The sequence below is a fragment of the Brevibacterium sp. CBA3109 genome (assembly GCF_040256645.1).
GTDB lineage: Bacteria > Actinomycetota > Actinomycetes > Actinomycetales > Brevibacteriaceae > Brevibacterium > Brevibacterium koreense.
On sequence record NZ_CP158281.1, the window covers coordinates 1,701,507 to 1,716,909 of the forward strand.

At 62.1% G+C, this 15,403-nt stretch carries 15 protein-coding genes, 2 tRNA genes and 1 other RNA gene; 10 read left to right on the forward strand and 8 right to left on the reverse strand.

The window, feature by feature from the left end:
* Positions 1-183: 183 nt before the first annotated feature.
* Complete coding sequence (locus AAFP32_RS07905; protein ID WP_350271338.1) at positions 184-1,365, reverse strand: PLP-dependent aspartate aminotransferase family protein; 1,182 nt, start codon at positions 1,363-1,365, stop codon at positions 184-186.
* A 109-nt stretch (positions 1,366-1,474) separates the two neighbouring features.
* On the opposite strand from AAFP32_RS07905, the gene AAFP32_RS07910 reads away from it, so the two are divergent.
* On the forward strand, positions 1,475-1,951 hold the full coding sequence (locus tag AAFP32_RS07910) for an Lrp/AsnC family transcriptional regulator (RefSeq protein ID WP_350271339.1): 477 nt from the start codon (positions 1,475-1,477) through the stop codon (positions 1,949-1,951).
* 131 nt (positions 1,952-2,082) lie between these two features.
* On the opposite strand, the gene AAFP32_RS07915 is transcribed toward AAFP32_RS07910, so the two are convergent.
* The gene (locus AAFP32_RS07915; RefSeq protein WP_350271340.1) at positions 2,083-2,673 is read right to left on the reverse strand and encodes a DUF2249 domain-containing protein; all 591 of its coding nucleotides are present in this window, start codon (positions 2,671-2,673) and stop codon (positions 2,083-2,085) included.
* A 223-nt stretch (positions 2,674-2,896) separates the two neighbouring features.
* Between AAFP32_RS07915 and AAFP32_RS07920 the strand changes: the two genes are divergently transcribed.
* From AAFP32_RS07920 to AAFP32_RS07930, 3 genes are all read left to right on the forward strand, one after another.
* Complete coding sequence (locus tag AAFP32_RS07920; RefSeq protein WP_350271341.1) at positions 2,897-3,244, forward strand: cupin domain-containing protein; 348 nt, start codon at positions 2,897-2,899, stop codon at positions 3,242-3,244.
* A gap of 105 nt (positions 3,245-3,349) precedes the next feature.
* Positions 3,350-4,270, forward strand: coding sequence for a patatin-like phospholipase family protein (locus tag AAFP32_RS07925; protein ID WP_350271342.1), 921 nt, complete (start codon positions 3,350-3,352; stop codon positions 4,268-4,270).
* Positions 4,271-4,397: 127 nt separating this feature from the next.
* Positions 4,398-5,084 (forward strand): hypothetical protein, encoded by a 687-nt coding sequence (locus tag AAFP32_RS07930; protein WP_350271343.1) that lies wholly within the window; start codon positions 4,398-4,400, stop codon positions 5,082-5,084.
* A gap of 182 nt (positions 5,085-5,266) precedes the next feature.
* Here AAFP32_RS07930 and AAFP32_RS07935 read toward each other — a convergent pair.
* A tRNA-Pro gene (locus AAFP32_RS07935) sits at positions 5,267-5,340 on the reverse strand.
* A gap of 81 nt (positions 5,341-5,421) precedes the next feature.
* Here AAFP32_RS07935 and AAFP32_RS07940 point away from each other — a divergent pair.
* Positions 5,422-5,916 (forward strand): TetR family transcriptional regulator, encoded by a 495-nt coding sequence (locus tag AAFP32_RS07940; protein ID WP_350271344.1) that lies wholly within the window; start codon positions 5,422-5,424, stop codon positions 5,914-5,916.
* A gap of 73 nt (positions 5,917-5,989) precedes the next feature.
* Positions 5,990-6,066, forward strand: a tRNA-Val gene (locus tag AAFP32_RS07945).
* A gap of 368 nt (positions 6,067-6,434) precedes the next feature.
* Here the strand turns inward: AAFP32_RS07945 and AAFP32_RS07950 are convergent.
* Entirely contained in the window at positions 6,435-7,688 is a 1,254-nt protein-coding gene (locus tag AAFP32_RS07950; protein ID WP_350271474.1) for a uracil-xanthine permease family protein, read from the reverse strand.
* 329 nt (positions 7,689-8,017) lie between these two features.
* On the opposite strand from AAFP32_RS07950, the gene bioB reads away from it, so the two are divergent.
* Entirely contained in the window at positions 8,018-9,073 is a 1,056-nt protein-coding gene (gene bioB, locus AAFP32_RS07955) for a biotin synthase BioB (RefSeq protein WP_350271345.1), read from the forward strand.
* 37 nt (positions 9,074-9,110) lie between these two features.
* Here the strand turns inward: bioB and AAFP32_RS07960 are convergent, their stop codons facing one another.
* Positions 9,111-10,652 (reverse strand): fatty acyl-CoA synthetase, encoded by a 1,542-nt coding sequence (locus tag AAFP32_RS07960; RefSeq protein WP_350271346.1) that lies wholly within the window; start codon positions 10,650-10,652, stop codon positions 9,111-9,113.
* Between the two features lie 154 nt (positions 10,653-10,806).
* Between AAFP32_RS07960 and AAFP32_RS07965 the strand changes: the two genes are divergently transcribed.
* Positions 10,807-11,640: a Nif3-like dinuclear metal center hexameric protein gene (locus AAFP32_RS07965; RefSeq protein WP_350271347.1), complete on the forward strand. Its 834-nt coding sequence runs from the start codon at positions 10,807-10,809 to the stop codon at positions 11,638-11,640.
* Between the two features lie 45 nt (positions 11,641-11,685).
* The gene (locus AAFP32_RS07970; RefSeq protein WP_350271348.1) at positions 11,686-12,414 is read left to right on the forward strand and encodes a zinc ribbon domain-containing protein; all 729 of its coding nucleotides are present in this window, start codon (positions 11,686-11,688) and stop codon (positions 12,412-12,414) included.
* A 28-nt stretch (positions 12,415-12,442) separates the two neighbouring features.
* Here the strand turns inward: AAFP32_RS07970 and AAFP32_RS07975 are convergent, their stop codons facing one another.
* The gene (locus tag AAFP32_RS07975; protein ID WP_350271349.1) at positions 12,443-13,219 is read right to left on the reverse strand and encodes a YaaA family protein; all 777 of its coding nucleotides are present in this window, start codon (positions 13,217-13,219) and stop codon (positions 12,443-12,445) included.
* Positions 13,220-13,404: 185 nt separating this feature from the next.
* Between AAFP32_RS07975 and rnpB the strand changes: the two genes are divergently transcribed.
* Positions 13,405-13,772: RNase P RNA component class A (gene rnpB, locus AAFP32_RS07980), an RNA gene on the forward strand.
* Between the two features lie 100 nt (positions 13,773-13,872).
* Here rnpB and AAFP32_RS07985 read toward each other — a convergent pair.
* Positions 13,873-14,517, reverse strand: coding sequence for a hypothetical protein (locus tag AAFP32_RS07985; RefSeq protein ID WP_350271350.1), 645 nt, complete (start codon positions 14,515-14,517; stop codon positions 13,873-13,875).
* A 42-nt stretch (positions 14,518-14,559) separates the two neighbouring features.
* On the reverse strand, positions 14,560-15,402 hold the full coding sequence (ppgK, locus tag AAFP32_RS07990; protein ID WP_350271351.1) for a polyphosphate--glucose phosphotransferase: 843 nt from the start codon (positions 15,400-15,402) through the stop codon (positions 14,560-14,562).
* Between the last annotated feature and the right edge of the window lies 1 nt (position 15,403).

Here is a 15,403-nt window from a genome sequence, read left to right on the forward strand (position 1 = left end):
ACTTGGCCATTGAACGTGACGGCGGGCCGGATGGATCCTCGCATCCTCGCGATTCGGCGTCTGCTCCCGCCTCGGCGATTCGGTTCAACGACATTCTGAGTTCATCGAGTACGAGGATGCGCTGCCGGTGCTCTGCAGCGCATCCTCGTCCCCGTCATCCGCGACGGGCCGACACCGCGCGGGTCAGGCAGCGGCCCTGCTGGCGTCGAGGGCTGCTACCAGATCGTCGGCGAGGTCATCGACGTGCTCGAGTCCCACCGAGAGTCGAATCAGACCATCTCCTGGCTTGGCCGTGGCCGCGACAGGTCGGTGAGTCAGCGATGCAGGGTGCTGAATGAGCGTGTCGGCTCCGCCCAGGGACACCGCGTGGACGACGAGGCTGCAGTGTTCGACGAAGCTGCGTGCTGCGTCGAATCCACCTGCGAGCTCCAGCGCGATCATCGCGCCGCCTCCCGACATCTGGCGGCCGAGCAGTCCGCGTGGATCCTGCCCGTCCAGGCCCGGGTAGTGGACCGCGGCGATCGCCGGGTGTGCCGCCAGACGCTCGGCCAGCTCACCGGCGGTCGACTGTGCGGCGCGCATGCGAACGCCCAGGGTACGCAGTCCCCGGTGGAGAAGGTAGGCGCCCATGGGGTGCAGCAGTGCTCCCGTGATCGCTCGGACCTGTCGCAGTCGCATCGCCCACTCGGAGCTGGTGGCGATGATCCCGCCCATGGCGTCACCATGACCGCCCAGGTACTTTGTTGCGCTGTGGAGGACCAGCGCGACGCCGTGGTCGATGGGCTGTTGGAGCACCGGGGTGCAGAAGGTATTGTCCACGAGCACTGGGACGTCACCTGCGGCAGCGACAACGCTGTCCAGGTCGACGAGGTCGAGGCTCGGGTTGGCCGGAGTCTCGACGATGACGAGTCCGGTGTCGTCTTGGATCGCGGAGGCGATGTCAGCCTCCTCCGCCCAGGTGACAGTGGTGCCCAGCAGCCCCGTTTCGAGCAGGTGGTCACTGCCGCCGTAGAGCGGGCGTACGGCAACGATGTGCGGCGTTCCGGCACTGACGGCTGCGAGGAGCGCCGCAGTCATGGCGGCCATACCCGTGGCGAAGGCGACTGCCTCGTCGGCGTGTTCGAGTTCGGCCAGGGCGGTCTCGAAGCGTGCGACACCGGGCTGCCAGAGGCGCTGGTAAACGGCCGAGTCGCCGTCCTTGAGCGGGTGGCCGGTGGCAAGCCATTCGTAGGAATCGCCGCCAGTGGCGACATCGTTGACGGGGTTGGTTGTAGAGAGGTCGATCGCCGGAACGTGGACGCCCGCTTCGGTGAGGCCTTCCATTCCGCCGTGGACCATGAGCGTATCTGGGTGCATTGAGTTCATACGAGCAGTTAAGCCATTCCTGCAACACACTGCAAACTATCGTCACGAATCTGCGAAATTCCTCGATCCGGTCGAAGATTCTTGACCGCCGTCTGCCAGACTGTGAGTCATGTCGCAGAAAATAGAACTCGATGATGTCGATCGGAAGCTGCTCAAGGCCCTCAGCGATGATGCTCGCGCCTCCGGGACTGCACTGGCATCGGCGGTGGGTATCTCGGAATCCACTGTCTCCCTGAGACTCAAACGCCTGAAGACACTGGGCGTGATCAGAGGGTTCAGAGTCGACATCGATGCTGCGGCTGTGGGCATTCCGCTGCAGGCGCTGATCTCCATCCGTTTGGCCAAGCACGACCGCGCAGAGATCGATGCCTTCACTGCCGCGGCCCCACGGTTTCCCGGTGTCGTGAGGATGTATCACATGGCCGGAGCCGATGACTATCTGCTCCATATAGTCGCCAGCGACACCGAGGCGGTGCAGTCCTTCGTCCTCGACTATCTCACCAGGTACCCGGCGGTCGCCCATACCAGGACCAATCTCATCTACAGGGTTCAGGACGGCGAGGAGTGGATCCCCACGGAGCCGTGATGCCCGTGCCTCGTGTCCGCGCGCAGGGGAGGAGATCATTGATCCAGGTGGCAATGAGCACGCAGCCCGTCGGCATCGATCCTCACATGTGGGGTCCGTGTCTTGGGCCGCGGCAGGGCACACGGTCGAGGTCAGCTCCGGCTCGTGATCGTCAGGCCCTGCTTGCGTTGATGCACGGAGAGGTATCGCAGACCCCGCGCCTTGTCGGCGAGGAAGCGCCGACGTGAGAGTCGAGGCAGCCAGACGATCTGTCCGGGGGCGAGCGAGATCGTGGAGAGCTCGGTCTCCAGTGTTCCACCCCCGCCGAGGATGTGGATGAGTACGTCGAGAGCGGGCCCCGTGTGTTCGCGGATCTCTCCACCCGGTGCCAGAGCGATGATATTGGCATCGAGATCACGCTGCTGGGGTTCCAGCCGCCAGACGGACCCCGATGACTCAGGGACCTCGGCGAGGTCGTTGGCATCGACGAGCACGCGCGGCATCGGAGTTGCTGCTTGTTTGCTGATGCGAACCCGGACGTCCTCATTTTCACCGGCCAGTGGTTCCCAGCCGAGGGCCTCGCCGAACTCCGCCTCCATCTGGTGCTTGAGAGGGCTCGATTCTTGATCGTCGATGAGGATCAGCCCCGCGTCGGCTTCAAGCTTCCTGTAGGCATTGAGGATGAGCGTGTGGCGCTGGGACTTCGGTATGCATCGAACATCGATGACGGGTTCGTCGCCCACATTCCTCCTTCGGAGCAGATTCCATTTCCGGCATGTCTAAACTAGCACCATGAGTTCCCAGTCTTGGCTCGAGCGATCATGTACTGCGGGTGCGGCCCTCCTCTCGCGATCAACAGGGTGGTCGAGTTGCTGGAGGACGTGAGCTTCGCATCCGATCAGGCTGATTTGCAGAGCCCGCAATCTTGCCGGACACACATCACCCACCAACGAAAAGGGACCGAACATGGCTGACAATACAACCGCCCACAACCTCGGCGGCCTGGCTGCGGAACTCCTGGTCAAGGCGAAAGCTGCTCGCAGCGGTCGCAGCGCACAAGGTGTTTATGGCGGCAAATACCTCAAACAGGCTCTACTGGCCCTGACATCAGGCTCCCAACTGGCCGAACACGAAGCTCCGCCCGAGGCCACCCTGCAGGTCGTTCGGGGTCGTCTCACACTGTCGACTCGTGACGAGTCCTGGGAGCTTGCGGCCGGTGACTTGATGGCCATGCCCCCGCAGCGGCACTCGGTGACCGCGATCGAGGACTCGGCGTTTCTGCTGACGATCAGAATGGATGTCAACGGCGAATAGACACGAGCTATGGAATTCGGGCTCTCCACCTGGATCCCTTGACAGGTTCCGTGCCATCATGGCACGAACAGTCCCTGTCCAGTGCAGGAAGCAGGAGGTTGTCGCATGGGAGTCGAATTGCCCCGGCCGGTGGGCTTTGTCCTTGGCGGAGGCGGCAGCTTAGGGGCAGTGCAGGTGGGCATGTTGCGCGCCCTGACCAAGCACAGCATCACGCCCGATGGAATCACGGGAACCTCGGTGGGCGCGCTCAACGGAGCGATGCTCGCCGGTTTCGAAGACGGACTGGAACGCCTCGAGACAGCGTGGGTGGGGATCAAACAAGACGATATCTTCCCCGATAACCTGCTTGAGATGATTTGGCGTCTCGGCCGTTCCCGCACGCACGCAGTAGAGAATGCTCCGCTCCGGAGCATGATCGAGAAGACAATCGCGCACGAGCGATTCGAACAGCTGCCGATTCCCCTCCGCGTGGTCACGCTTGACCTGCTCACCGGCACTGAGGTCGTCTTCAAGGCCGGACCTCTTACACCTGCGCTGCTCGCCACTGCTGCAATCCCAGGCGTGTTTCCGGCGGTCAACATTGACGGGCAGGAGCTCGTCGATGGCGGCATCGTGTCCAATGTGCCGGTCAAGCAGGCTCTTGCGGCCGGTGCTGCCTCACTCGTGGTGCTCGACACCACGGTGCCGGCTGACCCCAACCATCTGTCCAAAGGTCGAGGGGCCCGAGTCAGAGACGTCTTGGCCCGAGTGACAGAGATCCAGTTCCGCGCCCAGTTGCTCGCCTCACTGCCGAGTGTCGCCGCCGAGGTGCCTGTGCTTTATCTGCCACCACCGACTCCGCGAACTGTCTCACCAGTCGATTTCACACAGTCGGGCGCACTCATCGAAGATGCATACGATGTCGCGGACAGGTTCCTCAGCAGCATTGTGGTCGACGGTGCAGGAATCTACGGCGATCCCTACACCCGGTACGTGGTGGGTCGCGCCAATAGAAGGTTGGACGCAGCAACGGATATTGAGGCTTAGACAATCGAAGTCTTGGTCTGCAGTCGGATCAGACTCCGAAGCCAGGCCCGCATCGGAACCGCACACCCACTCGGACTGAGGCTGACGGCCCATACGACTGATCCGCCTCCGACAGTATTATTGCTTCATGACTGACGACGAGACGCGTGCGAATACAGGCGATGCGGCATCGAAAGACGAGTCCAAGCGCAAACCCGTGTCTGCTGCGGTGCTGTTGAGTGCGCTCGGTATCGGGTTCATCGTGCTGCGCATGTTCGCCGTGTCCGGGTATGACTGGGAGACGGCGTTCCTCGTGAGCACTACGCTGAGCCTGGACGACGGTTTGGCCCTTGTCTTCGGATCCCTGATGTCGGGGTACCTGCTGACGGCTTTCCTGCTGATGCTGGTCCTGCCGATGATCTTCGCCGCGTACTTGTGGGGTCAGCGGCGACATCGTCCGGTAGTGATGCTGCTCCTCGTACTCGGACTTGTCGCGCTCTTCGCACTCGCGTTCAGCTTCGGGTTCTGGTGGCTTCCGGTGGCATCGGCTGGAGTCTTCGGGGTGTATGCGCTGATTCGGATTCTGCCCAGTCCGAATAGTGTGCGACGCGGATTCATGGCCGTCCTGGCTAATATGCGGTGGGTCGTAGGGATAGCCGTTCTGCTGCTCGCGGCGCTTGTGGGAACACCCTGGGTTCCACATGAAGTCATTGAGACCAAAACTGGAACTGTCAATGGCTATGTGCTCAGCGTCGATTCAGGTTTCTTGAATGTGCTCACTGATGAACATGAGTTCCTCATCGTGCTGAGCAGTACGGTTCTCTCTCGCACCTAGAAGTCGTCAATATGTGAAGTCCTCCGGCACGGATCCGGTCAGCCCGCTGCACAGCGACCAGGGAGGTGATGTCGAATCCGACAGAGACGTGAAACGTGCACGATGTCGTGAGACAGGTCCGGGCCAGAAATGAGAAATGTGCCGCGACATCGAGTCAACGACGTCGCGACACATCACAACGGTCGGGATAGCGGGATTCGAACCCACGACCTCCTCGTCCCGAACGAGGCGCGCTACCAAGCTGCGCTATATCCCGTGACCAGCCACTACTATAGCGAGGGTAGCGCGAATCGAAAAATCGGCGCCCCGATTTTCCGCAGATGGAAGGAAAGACTCATTGGCACTCACTGCCGAGAGCATCACAACGACTGCTCTTGAAATTCTCTCCCGCTACGGCTTGGGTGATCTATCGATGCGCAGACTCGCGCGTGAACTCGACGTGCAGCCCTCCGCTCTCTACTGGCATGTCAAAGACAAGCAGGAGCTCTTCGTTCTCATCGCCAAAAGAATGAATGCCGAGGTCAACACCCGGTGCCCGTCTTCGTCCGATCCGCTGGCTGCGGCCATGGCCCTGCGAGAGATCCTCCTCACCTACCGCGACGGCGCCGAAATTATGTTGCTCGGCTACTCGATCGATCCGAGCGAGGTGACGCCTGCGGCATTGAATGTCGAGGCGCTGGGGGAGACCTCTTCACATGGCGTGATGGAACATGCACTGGGAGCCGTGACGATCGAACAGAATCGCGGTCTGTTCGGCATCGAGTCTGCTGACGCAGGGGAGCACTTCGCCGCCAATGCTGGAAGATTTCTGGGAAGGTGTGCGCAGCATTGAGCAATTCGTCTGCTCGCCTGCCTTATGGCATACTGGTCGAGCACGTTCGGGCACATTCTTCGGATCTGCAGTGGGGCCTATAGCTCAGTTGGCTAGAGCATCTCGCTTACACCGAGAGGGTCGGGGGTTCAAGTCCCTCTGGGCCCACCAGACAGGACACCTCGTTCAACGGGGTGTCTTTTCTCTGGTTGAAACCCCGCCGCTTCACCATGGGGCACCAACGTCACGAGCCCTGTTCAGGATGCCAGTCCGATCGCAGAGCTGATATGCCCAGTCCCCGATGTCGTTGAGGAGACAGCACTCTCCGGCGCGGAGTACCTCTCGAACTTCGAAGTCGTGATTAGGGCTGATGCCGACAGTATGGGCACTCGAACTCTCGATTGTGAAGCCCACTTGCACAATCCGATACCAGCTGGAGCCACGTGAACCGTGATGGTGGTGAAGATCTGATGAGCACGTGCCAGGCTCGGATTCTCATCATGCGGGCCAAGGCCCGCTTGGTGCCGAACAGACAGCTCTCAGAGTGAAGCGGGCGGGGTTCGGTCCTCGATCTCAGGGCAGGTTTCGACAGGATCGTCCTGGTCGGTGCCGCGCCATTTCGCGATGCCGCGCATGACCTGATAGATGATGATCGCCGAGGCTGAACCAAGTGCAATGCCTTCGAACTGAAGGTCACCGGGTGTCCAGGTGAAGTTGGCGATCGCGACGATGAGTGCCACCGCTGCGGTGTTGAGGTTGATGGGGTTGGAGAAGTCGACCTTGTTCTCCACCCAGATGCGAACACCCAGCATCCCGATCATCCCGTAGAGCACGGTCGCGGCTCCGCCGAGGACCCCTGGCGGGATGGTGGCGATGATCTCCCCGAACTTCGGCAACAGACTCAAGATCAGGGCGATGACGCCTGCACACAGGTAGGCCGCCGTTGAGAAGATCCGAGTCGCTGCCATGACTCCGATGTTCTCCGCATAGGTCGTTGTTCCCGAACCCCCGCCTGACCCGGCGAGGATCGTGGAGAAGCCATCGGCGAAGAGCGTGCGGCCCGTGATCGAATCGAGGTCACGTCCGGTCATCGCCGACACTGATTTCACATGTCCGATGTTCTCGGCGATGAGGACGAAGACGACCGGGAGGAAGAGCCCCAGATAGCCCAAGTCGAATGCGGGAGCGTGGAAGGCGGGCAGCCCCACCCAGTCGGCGGCACCGACAGTCGAGAAGTCGATCTGCCCCTGCACCCATGCGGCACCGTAGCCGACGAGGACGCCGATGAGGATGGACAGTCGGCCGAGCATTCCGCGAAACACCACACTGGTGACCAGGATGGTGACAATAGTGATGACCACCGTCAGCGGAGCTTCCTTCACCCAGTCCCAGGCGGCGGGCGCCAGATTGAGCCCGATGAGAGCGACGATGGCACCGGTGACAACCGGTGGCATCGTGACTTCGATCCACCGCACTCCGGCGAAGTGCACGACGATCCCCACCAGCGCGAGACTCACGCCCACGGAGATGATCCCGCCCTGTGCCAACGCCATGGCATGGGAGTCCAGATCCTCGCCCGAGGTGGCCGCGAATCCGGTGACGGCACCGATGGGCGCCAGAAGTCCGAAGGATGACCCCAGATACGAGGGCATCATGCCCTGTGTGATGAGGAGGAAGAGCAGTGTCCCGATGGCTGTGAAGAACAGTGTTGTCGAGGGCGGAAAACCGGTCAGCAGCGGCACGAGAAATGTCGCTCCGAACATGGCGACCACGTGCTGAGCTCCGATTACCACTGTCCGTGGCCAGCTCAGACGTTCCTCAGGCAGAACGGTCTCACCAGGACGGATCGTCTTTCCATCCCCGTGCTGTTTCCAGCCCGCCTTGTCGTCGAAGGGACTGGACGCAGGTGTCGCCTTGCTGGGGGATGCCACCACTGTCTCCTCATCCGCCTGCCCGAAGGCGACGGTGTCTGTTCGTCGCGCGTTCACTGCCGAGAGCAGTCTATTCGCTTTCACCCACCCGGCATGAGCCGATTCGGCAAGTCCTGATACGCTATTGAACACCGTTCAGGAGCGAGCGTGCGCACCGCACGCTCATCTGCCACAAAGAGGAGAAGCCGCCGATGCCCAGCTGGTTCGACAACCTTGCCGACTCCATACTCGATGGTGGCGTGATCACCGAAGAACAGGCGGTTGCCATGCTGTCAACGTCCGACCGAGACCTCCTCGCACTCGTAGCCGCAGGATCGGCACTCAGGCGCAGGCACTTCGGTATGACCGTCAAGCTCAACTACTTGGTCAACCTCAAATCAGGGCTGTGCCCGGAGAGCTGCAGCTATTGCTCACAAGCCCTCGGGTCGGCGGCGCCGATCCTGAAATACTCGTGGCTGAAAACCGAAGAGGCGGTGCAACAAGCAGATATCGGGATCCGCGGGGGAGCTTCTCGGGTCTGCCTGGTCGCCAGTGGACGAGGCCCGGGAAACCGAGATGTCGACCGAGTCAGGGACATCGTCACACGGCTCAAAGACGACAATGACGAAGTCGAGGTCTGTGCATGCCTGGGGATCCTCAAGGATGGGCAGGCAGAGACGCTCGAGGAGGCCGGTGTCGATGCCTATAATCACAACATCAACACCGCAGAGTCTTTTCACGACACCATCGTGAAATCACACACCTACACGGATCGGACGAACACGGTCGCCAAGGCGAAAGCGGCCGGGCTCTCTCCCTGCAGCGGGCTCATCGTCGGTCTGGGCGAGAGCGACGAGCAGGTCGTCGAAGCCCTGTTCGCGCTCCGTAAACTCGATTCCGAGTCCATCCCCATCAATTTCCTCGTCCCGTTCGATGGAACGCCCATGGAAGGGCAATGGAATCTCACTCCCGCTCAGTGCCTGCGGATTGTCATCACAGCACGCTTCGTCTGTCCTGACAGGGAGATCAGACTGGCCGGTGGGCGGGAGATCCACCTCCGATCGCTGCAGGCTCAGGCACTGCACGTGGCGAACTCAATCTTCCTCGGCGACTACCTCACAGCAGAGGGGCAGGCCGCCGAGGACGACATTGCTCTGATTCGAGACAACGGGTTCACCATCATCGGCCACGAGAATGATCCCGATTCCTCACGCACGCCCACGCTCAGGAAACGGGGCGCGGGAACAGCGCAGGGAGCCAACGCGTGAGGGCGACTCTGCGCTGGGCCCGTGCCTGGCCTGAGACTCAGGCCCCGCGCAGCTGACGTTTGAGGATCTTGCCCGCCGAGTTCTTGGGCAGTTCGGCCACGAAGTCGACGTGCTTGGGAACCTTGAACCCGGCCAGACGATCCTTGACGTGGGCAAGCACGTCCGCCTCGGTGATCTCAAACTGGTCAGGCTTGATGACGACGAAGGCCGTGATCGCTTCGATCCATTTCTCATCGGCGATACCGACGACCGCCACCTCGGCGACCTGGGGGAGTTCGAAGATCGCGTCCTCGACCTGTCGACTGGCCACGAGCACGCCTCCGGTGTTGATGACGTCCTTGACGCGGTCGACGACCTCGATGAAACCGGATTCGTCGACTGTGACGAGATCACCGGAATGGAACCAGCCGTTGTCGAAGGCTTCGGCGGTTGCCTCGGGTCGGTTCCAGTAGCCTTCACACAGCTGCGGTGATCGGTAGAGGATCTCGCCCTGCGTCCCGGCGCCGACGTCCCTGCCATCGGCGTCGACGACACGGGTCTCGACGAAGAATACGGGCCGGCCGGCCGAGGCCGCATGCTCATCGTGCTCTTCGGGCCGCAGGACGGTGCACAAGGGGCCCATCTCGGACTGCCCGAAGCAGTTGTAGAACCCGAGCTTCGGCAAACGCTGCCGCAGTTTCGTGAGCACCGGCCCGGGCATGATCGAGGCCCCGTAATAGGCCTTGCGCAGACTCTCAAGGTTGCGGGTATCGAGGTCAGGGCTGTTGGCGAGCGCGACCCACACTGTGGGTGCGGCGAAGAAGGAATTGATCTTGCGGTCTTCGAAGATCTCCAGCAGCTGCTCGGGGACGGGTGCGGGCACGACGATGTTGTGCGCACCGATGGACAGCAGCGGAATCAGGAAGACGTGCATCTGCGCCGAGTGATACAGCGGGAGGGCATGGACAACTCGGTCCGTGGGCGCAAAATCGAGGCTCATCAGCGATGACATGTATTCGTGGACGAGCGCACGGTGCGTCATGATCGCTCCCTTGGGCGCCGAGGTGGTGCCCGAGGTGTAGAGCAGCTGTGCGACGTCGGTGTCCGCGACGTCGAATTCCCCGGGAGCGCTCGGAGTGGTGTCCGTGGCGGCGGCCGGTTTCAGGAGCGTGGAGAAGTCCCTGGTCTGGGCCCCTGCACCTGTTGGCGTTGCCCTGACTGCGTCGAGGAGATCGGTATCGGCGAAGACGACCTTCGCTCCGGAATTGTCCAGAATGTAGTCGAGCTCGTCGTTCTTGAGCTGAAAATTCACGGGCACATGGATGAGACCTGCGCGAGCACATCCGAGGTAGAGGAGGAGGTAGAGATCGGAGTTCTTCCCGTAGGCAGCGATTCGATCTCCCTTCTGCGCTCCGAGACCCGCCAGTTCACGCGCCACGGCTGTCACCGCCGTATCCAGGGCGGAATAGGTCCAGGTGCGGTCGCCGAATTCAACCGCGGTGTCACCGCCGAAGCGTCCCGCGCTGCGACGCACTATATCGGCGACGGTTGAGGAGAAGTGCAGCTCGGGCGATGGCGTAGTCGATGCATTCGTAGTCATGGACCAAACCTATAGCTCGTCGATGCTCGAGTGAACCACGTCTCATAGAATTCATCCGTGCCCCAGACAATTCTGTGCTGAAGCGTCGCCCCTGCCCAGGGCCCACGATCAACGTCGCCTGACCGTGACTGCTCGGATGTAATACTGTGGTGGCATGAGATACCCGAAGGTCAGTGAATGTGTGGACGTCTTCGAAACACTGTGGCCGACGGCCTTGGCCGAGAGTTGGGATTCGGTCGGTCTTGCCGTGGGTGATCCCGATGCGCAGGTGCGTTCGATCCTGCTCGCGCTCGACCCACTGGACGCGGTCATCGCCGAAGCGGTGGTGCTGGGCTCGGATCTCGTGTTCAACCACCATCCGCTCCTGCTCAAACCCGTGAAGTCGGTCAACGCCTCAACCCTGAAGGGCGGAGCCGTTCACACCCTGATCAGCAATGGCATCGCCCTATTCAATGCCCACACGAATGCGGACTCCGCACGTGGGGGAGTCTCGGATGCCCTCATCTCCCTGCTCGGCATCGACGACGCAGTGCCCCTGGCACCCCATGCAGAGGGATCGACCACCGGAATCGGCCGCGTGGGAGACCTCCCCACGCCGACACCCGTCCGCGATATCGCCCGCACCCTTTCGGATCGTTTGCCGCGGACAACGACCGGTGTGCGCATCGCCGGCGACCCTGCCGCGGCCGTGACGCGAGTCGCCGTCTGCGGTGGAGCAGGAGACTCCCTGTTCGACGAGGTCCGGGCCAGCGGCGCAGAGGTGTACATCACCGCTGATCTTCGCCACCATCCAGCCACCGAGGCCCGGGACACCGCCAACAGACAGGGAGGACGGCCACAGCTCATCGATGTCTCTCACTGGGCTTCAGAGACCGTCTGGCTCACCATGGCCGCCGAACAGCTGGAGACCGAATTCGCCCAGCGTGGATTGCGCATCGCCCTACAGCATTCGGCTGTCAACACCGATCCCTGGGTCGAGCGTTACTGACTCCCTGCACACGACCCCTGAAGCTTCGATGACAAGGAACCCACAATGCTGATCACCGCCGAACAACGCACAGAACTCGAGTCACTCATCGAACTCGCCTCCCACGGACGCGCGCTGCGGCACGAACACGATAATCCCAGTCAGGCCTCGGCGCTGAAGGATCTCGTGTCCCAGCACCGGGAGCTGGAGACCAGGAAGACCGACGCCGCCGAGGTGGTGGAGAAGTTACGTACCGAGGTCGACGAGCATGCCGCGGCCATCGAGATCCAGAATGGTCAGATCAAGAAGAAGACGGTCGAACTCAACGACGGCACCGGCCTGACCAGTCGAGACCTCGTGAATCTGCAGAGCGAAATCTCGGGTCATGAGGAACGAGTCGCTGAACTGGAGGAGGCTGAGCTCGGTTCTATGGAGGAACTCGAATCCGCTGAGGCCGCCCTCTCCGACGTCGAGTCCTCCCTCGCCGAGGTGACCGCCGCGGGCCGGACCACGCAAGCGGCCATCAAGGACCGCAAAGCGGAGTTGGCTGCGGAGCTCGAGGCCAACAGCGCCTCGGCTCAGAAGCTGAAGGCTGACCTGCCCGAAGCATTAGTTCAACGGTTTGATCAGAATATCGCCGCGGGCGGACCCGGGGCCGCGGTGTTGAACGGTCCGAACTGTCAGGCCTGTGGCCAGGAGATCAGCGGTATGGCGTGGAAGAGCATGCTGCTCGAGGACCCGAACCAGACCTATGAATGTCAAGAGTGCGAGGCGGTTCTGCTGCGCAAAGGCTGAGGGCACACACGCTGCAAGCGACCGTGTTTCAGCCGCGCAGGACGATGGTCAGCGCCGCAGGTGTGCTCTTCGAATGCGGGGTGAACTCGACCTCATAGGACTCCTCTGCCCGCGAGAGCAGATCCGCAATGGTCGTGGGCAGCTCACGGTCGTCTGACAGCAGTCGACCGACGAATTCGCCGCGATAGTACTTCGCCCAATGGGAGACCACGCTGCGTTTGGCACCGTTGACCTTCACAGCACCCAGGGTGACAACCTGTTCGTGAGGGCCCGGCCATGCGGCCCGGTACTCGCTGGAGCGGCAGTCGAGGATCACCTCGGCGGGGTCGATCGTGAACGATTTGGCCAAGACGGGTTTCCACCAGGACGACAGCTTTCCCAGGGTGCCCAAGTTCGTCTTCATCGCCAGCCGATAGGCGGGGATCGGATCGAGCCCGTTCACCTGCCCGAAGAGCGCCGAGAACACGTGCACATTCCGCAGACGCTGTGCCAGGGAATCGTCGGCCATGGCATCGGCAACGAGATCCGGCGCGCCCATCGCTTCGTAGAGGACACCGGAGTAAGTCAGCAGGGCCGGGGCACAGGGCAAGGTGTCGAGACTGACGTTGCGTTCAACGTCGGCTGAGAGGGAGGCTCCCACACCGAGCTGATCCAGTGCATCGGTGCGCTTGGAGACCTTCTGCAGGGCTGTCAGGACCTTCTTTCGCTGTGGGTTGAGATCCGGGGCCGAGAGCTCTGGGAGATCAAGTGGGGAGCCCGAGCTCGCGGGAGTCTTACCCTCTGAGGGCGGCAATAGGATCTTCACCTGACTATCGTAGGTGCCAACAGCGGGGCCTCGATTCGCTGTCCACGTTAGTTTCATCACGCTTGGCTCGAGCCTGCTGCGCGGGGGCCGAGGCGGAGGGGGTGGGTGTGGACTGACTGCACCGGGGGAGTAGGACAAACTGGCCGATGATTCCCGGCAATGAGGGTAGACTTCTGTACTCGAGGACAGGTCACCAGACGGTCGCGGCTCTCTCACGAGGGCTGAGGAACGTCCGGGCTCCACAGAGCAGGGATGGTGGGTAACACCCACCCGGGGCAACCCGCGGGCCAGTGCAGCAGAAAGCAGACCGCCCAGTTCCGACTGGGTAAGGGTGAAACGGTGGTGTAAGAGACCACCAGGGTGCCGGGTGACCGGCGCCGCTGGGTAAACCCCATCCGGAGCAAGATCAGACAGACGACGTTCGAGGCTGCTCGCCGAGTCGTCGGGTGGATTGCTCGAGGCCGGTGGCAACATCGGTCCCAGATAGATGACCGTCCGTCGAGAAGGGCAACCGACTCGATGACAGAACCCGGCGTATCGGTGGCCTGTCCTCTCCTCAGCAGATCAGTGGGATCTCCCGCGGCATGCAGAGCTGCCCATGCGCCCGTTCGGTCAGCCACTATCGCGCGCAGACGTTCGTGCAGCTCCCACGGTCAGTGACCGAACGATCGCCGATCTCGTCCCCTGATCGCATCCTTGAGAAGCAGCAGCGAGCACACCCCGTACGCACCGATGACCGCGAACAGACCCACGATCACAATGCCGGCATCGGCACCGAAGTCCACGCTCTGGGCCGGTGTCGCCGGAGCGTGACCGTCAGGATCGACGAGGACCGTGATCGTCTCGCCCTCCTCGAAGTCGTATCCGTCCTGGCCGCGGTAGATCAGCGGCTCCTCGACCGGAGTGCCGTCCGTCCGCTCCATGGCATATTCGTGGGTATACGCCTCATGTGATCGTCCACCCGAATCGTGGACCGTCTCGACATCGAGGGTGTGATCGACGATCACGACCTCAGTGAGTTCACCGTCGCGGCTGACCGAGAGATCCTCGGCCAGCATGATCGTCCCGAGCGCGATGAGTGCCAACGCAGGTACGACCAACCACAGCACCCAGATGCGGTCGACGATCCGGGGAGTGATGACGGCGACCAGCACCACGGTGGTGCAGGCGATGACGATGCTGGCAAGGAGTGCCTGCGGCCAGAGCATTACGATTGCGAATGCTGCGGCGAGGCCGAACAGCAGAATGGCCAACAGGACGACGATGCCCAGTTGACTGCCGCGTCCGAACGGTCTCATCCATCTCTCCTGTCGTGGGTCTTCTTTGGGCGCGGGCCGCGGCTATGAATAGCCCTTCTTCACTTTCGCCTTGCCGTTGTTGATGGCCAGAATCGCTGCCCCGACGATGCCCGCATTGTTGAAGAGCTTGGCCGGTTTGAGCTCGGCGTGAGTCGAGATGTAATGGAGGAAGTTCTCGTGCGACTTCGATACTCCGCCGCCGACGATGATGACGTCAGGGGAGACGAGCAGTTCGATCTGCGAGTAATACTGCTGCAGCCTGGCAGCCCATTCCTCGTAGCTGAGGTTCTCGGCCACCTTGACCGATTCGGCTGCCTGCGTCTCCGCGTCGCGACCGTTCATCTCGATGTGGCCCAGCTCGGTGTAGGGCACCAACCGTCCCTGAGTGAACAGGGCGGTTCCGATGCCCGTGCCCAGAGTCGTCATCAGCACGGTCTTCTTGCGGTGCTTGTGCCCGGCACCGAAGGCCATTTCGGCCAGTCCCGCGGCATCGGCGTCGTTCATGATGAACACTCGATGCTGGGTGTGCTCGGAGAGGATCTCCACGATGTTCGACCCGATCCACGTCTGGTCGAGATTGGCGGTGTAGTGCACCAGGTCGTCGAGGACGACCCCGGGAAATCCGCATCCGATGGGCAGCGCGTCGAGCGTCGAGCGATCATCGACGATCGCGAGCTCCAAGGCCTTGTCGGTGAGGAGATCCAGGAGATCACCGATGGCCTCGGCCACGGCCGTGGGCGTGCTGGGCTTCGGTGTGAGCATTCTGACCCGCTTGAAGGCCAGACAGCCCGTGGCGGTATCGACGAGCCCCGCTTTGATTCCGGTGCCGCCGACGTCGACTCCGATGGCGAAGCGGCGTTGCGTATCGTCAGTCATCTCAGTCATC

Coding starts and splice junctions, on each gene's coding strand:
- AAFP32_RS07930 (WP_350271343.1), top strand. CDS start 4,398: ATGACTGACGACGAGACGCGTGCGAATACAGGCGATGCGGCATCGAAA.
- AAFP32_RS07965 (WP_350271347.1), top strand. CDS start 10,807: ATGAGATACCCGAAGGTCAGTGAATGTGTGGACGTCTTCGAAACACTG.
- bioB (WP_350271345.1), top strand. CDS start 8,018: ATGCCCAGCTGGTTCGACAACCTTGCCGACTCCATACTCGATGGTGGC.
- AAFP32_RS07960 (WP_350271346.1), bottom strand. CDS start 10,652: ATGACTACGAATGCATCGACTACGCCATCGCCCGAGCTGCACTTCTCC.
- AAFP32_RS07920 (WP_350271341.1), top strand. CDS start 2,897: ATGGCTGACAATACAACCGCCCACAACCTCGGCGGCCTGGCTGCGGAA.
- AAFP32_RS07985 (WP_350271350.1), bottom strand. CDS start 14,517: ATGAGACCGTTCGGACGCGGCAGTCAACTGGGCATCGTCGTCCTGTTG.
- AAFP32_RS07970 (WP_350271348.1), top strand. CDS start 11,686: ATGCTGATCACCGCCGAACAACGCACAGAACTCGAGTCACTCATCGAA.
- AAFP32_RS07925 (WP_350271342.1), top strand. CDS start 3,350: ATGGGAGTCGAATTGCCCCGGCCGGTGGGCTTTGTCCTTGGCGGAGGC.
- ppgK (WP_350271351.1), bottom strand. CDS start 15,402: ATGACTGAGATGACTGACGATACGCAACGCCGCTTCGCCATCGGAGTC.
- AAFP32_RS07905 (WP_350271338.1), bottom strand. CDS start 1,365: ATGAACTCAATGCACCCAGATACGCTCATGGTCCACGGCGGAATGGAA.
- AAFP32_RS07910 (WP_350271339.1), top strand. CDS start 1,475: ATGTCGCAGAAAATAGAACTCGATGATGTCGATCGGAAGCTGCTCAAG.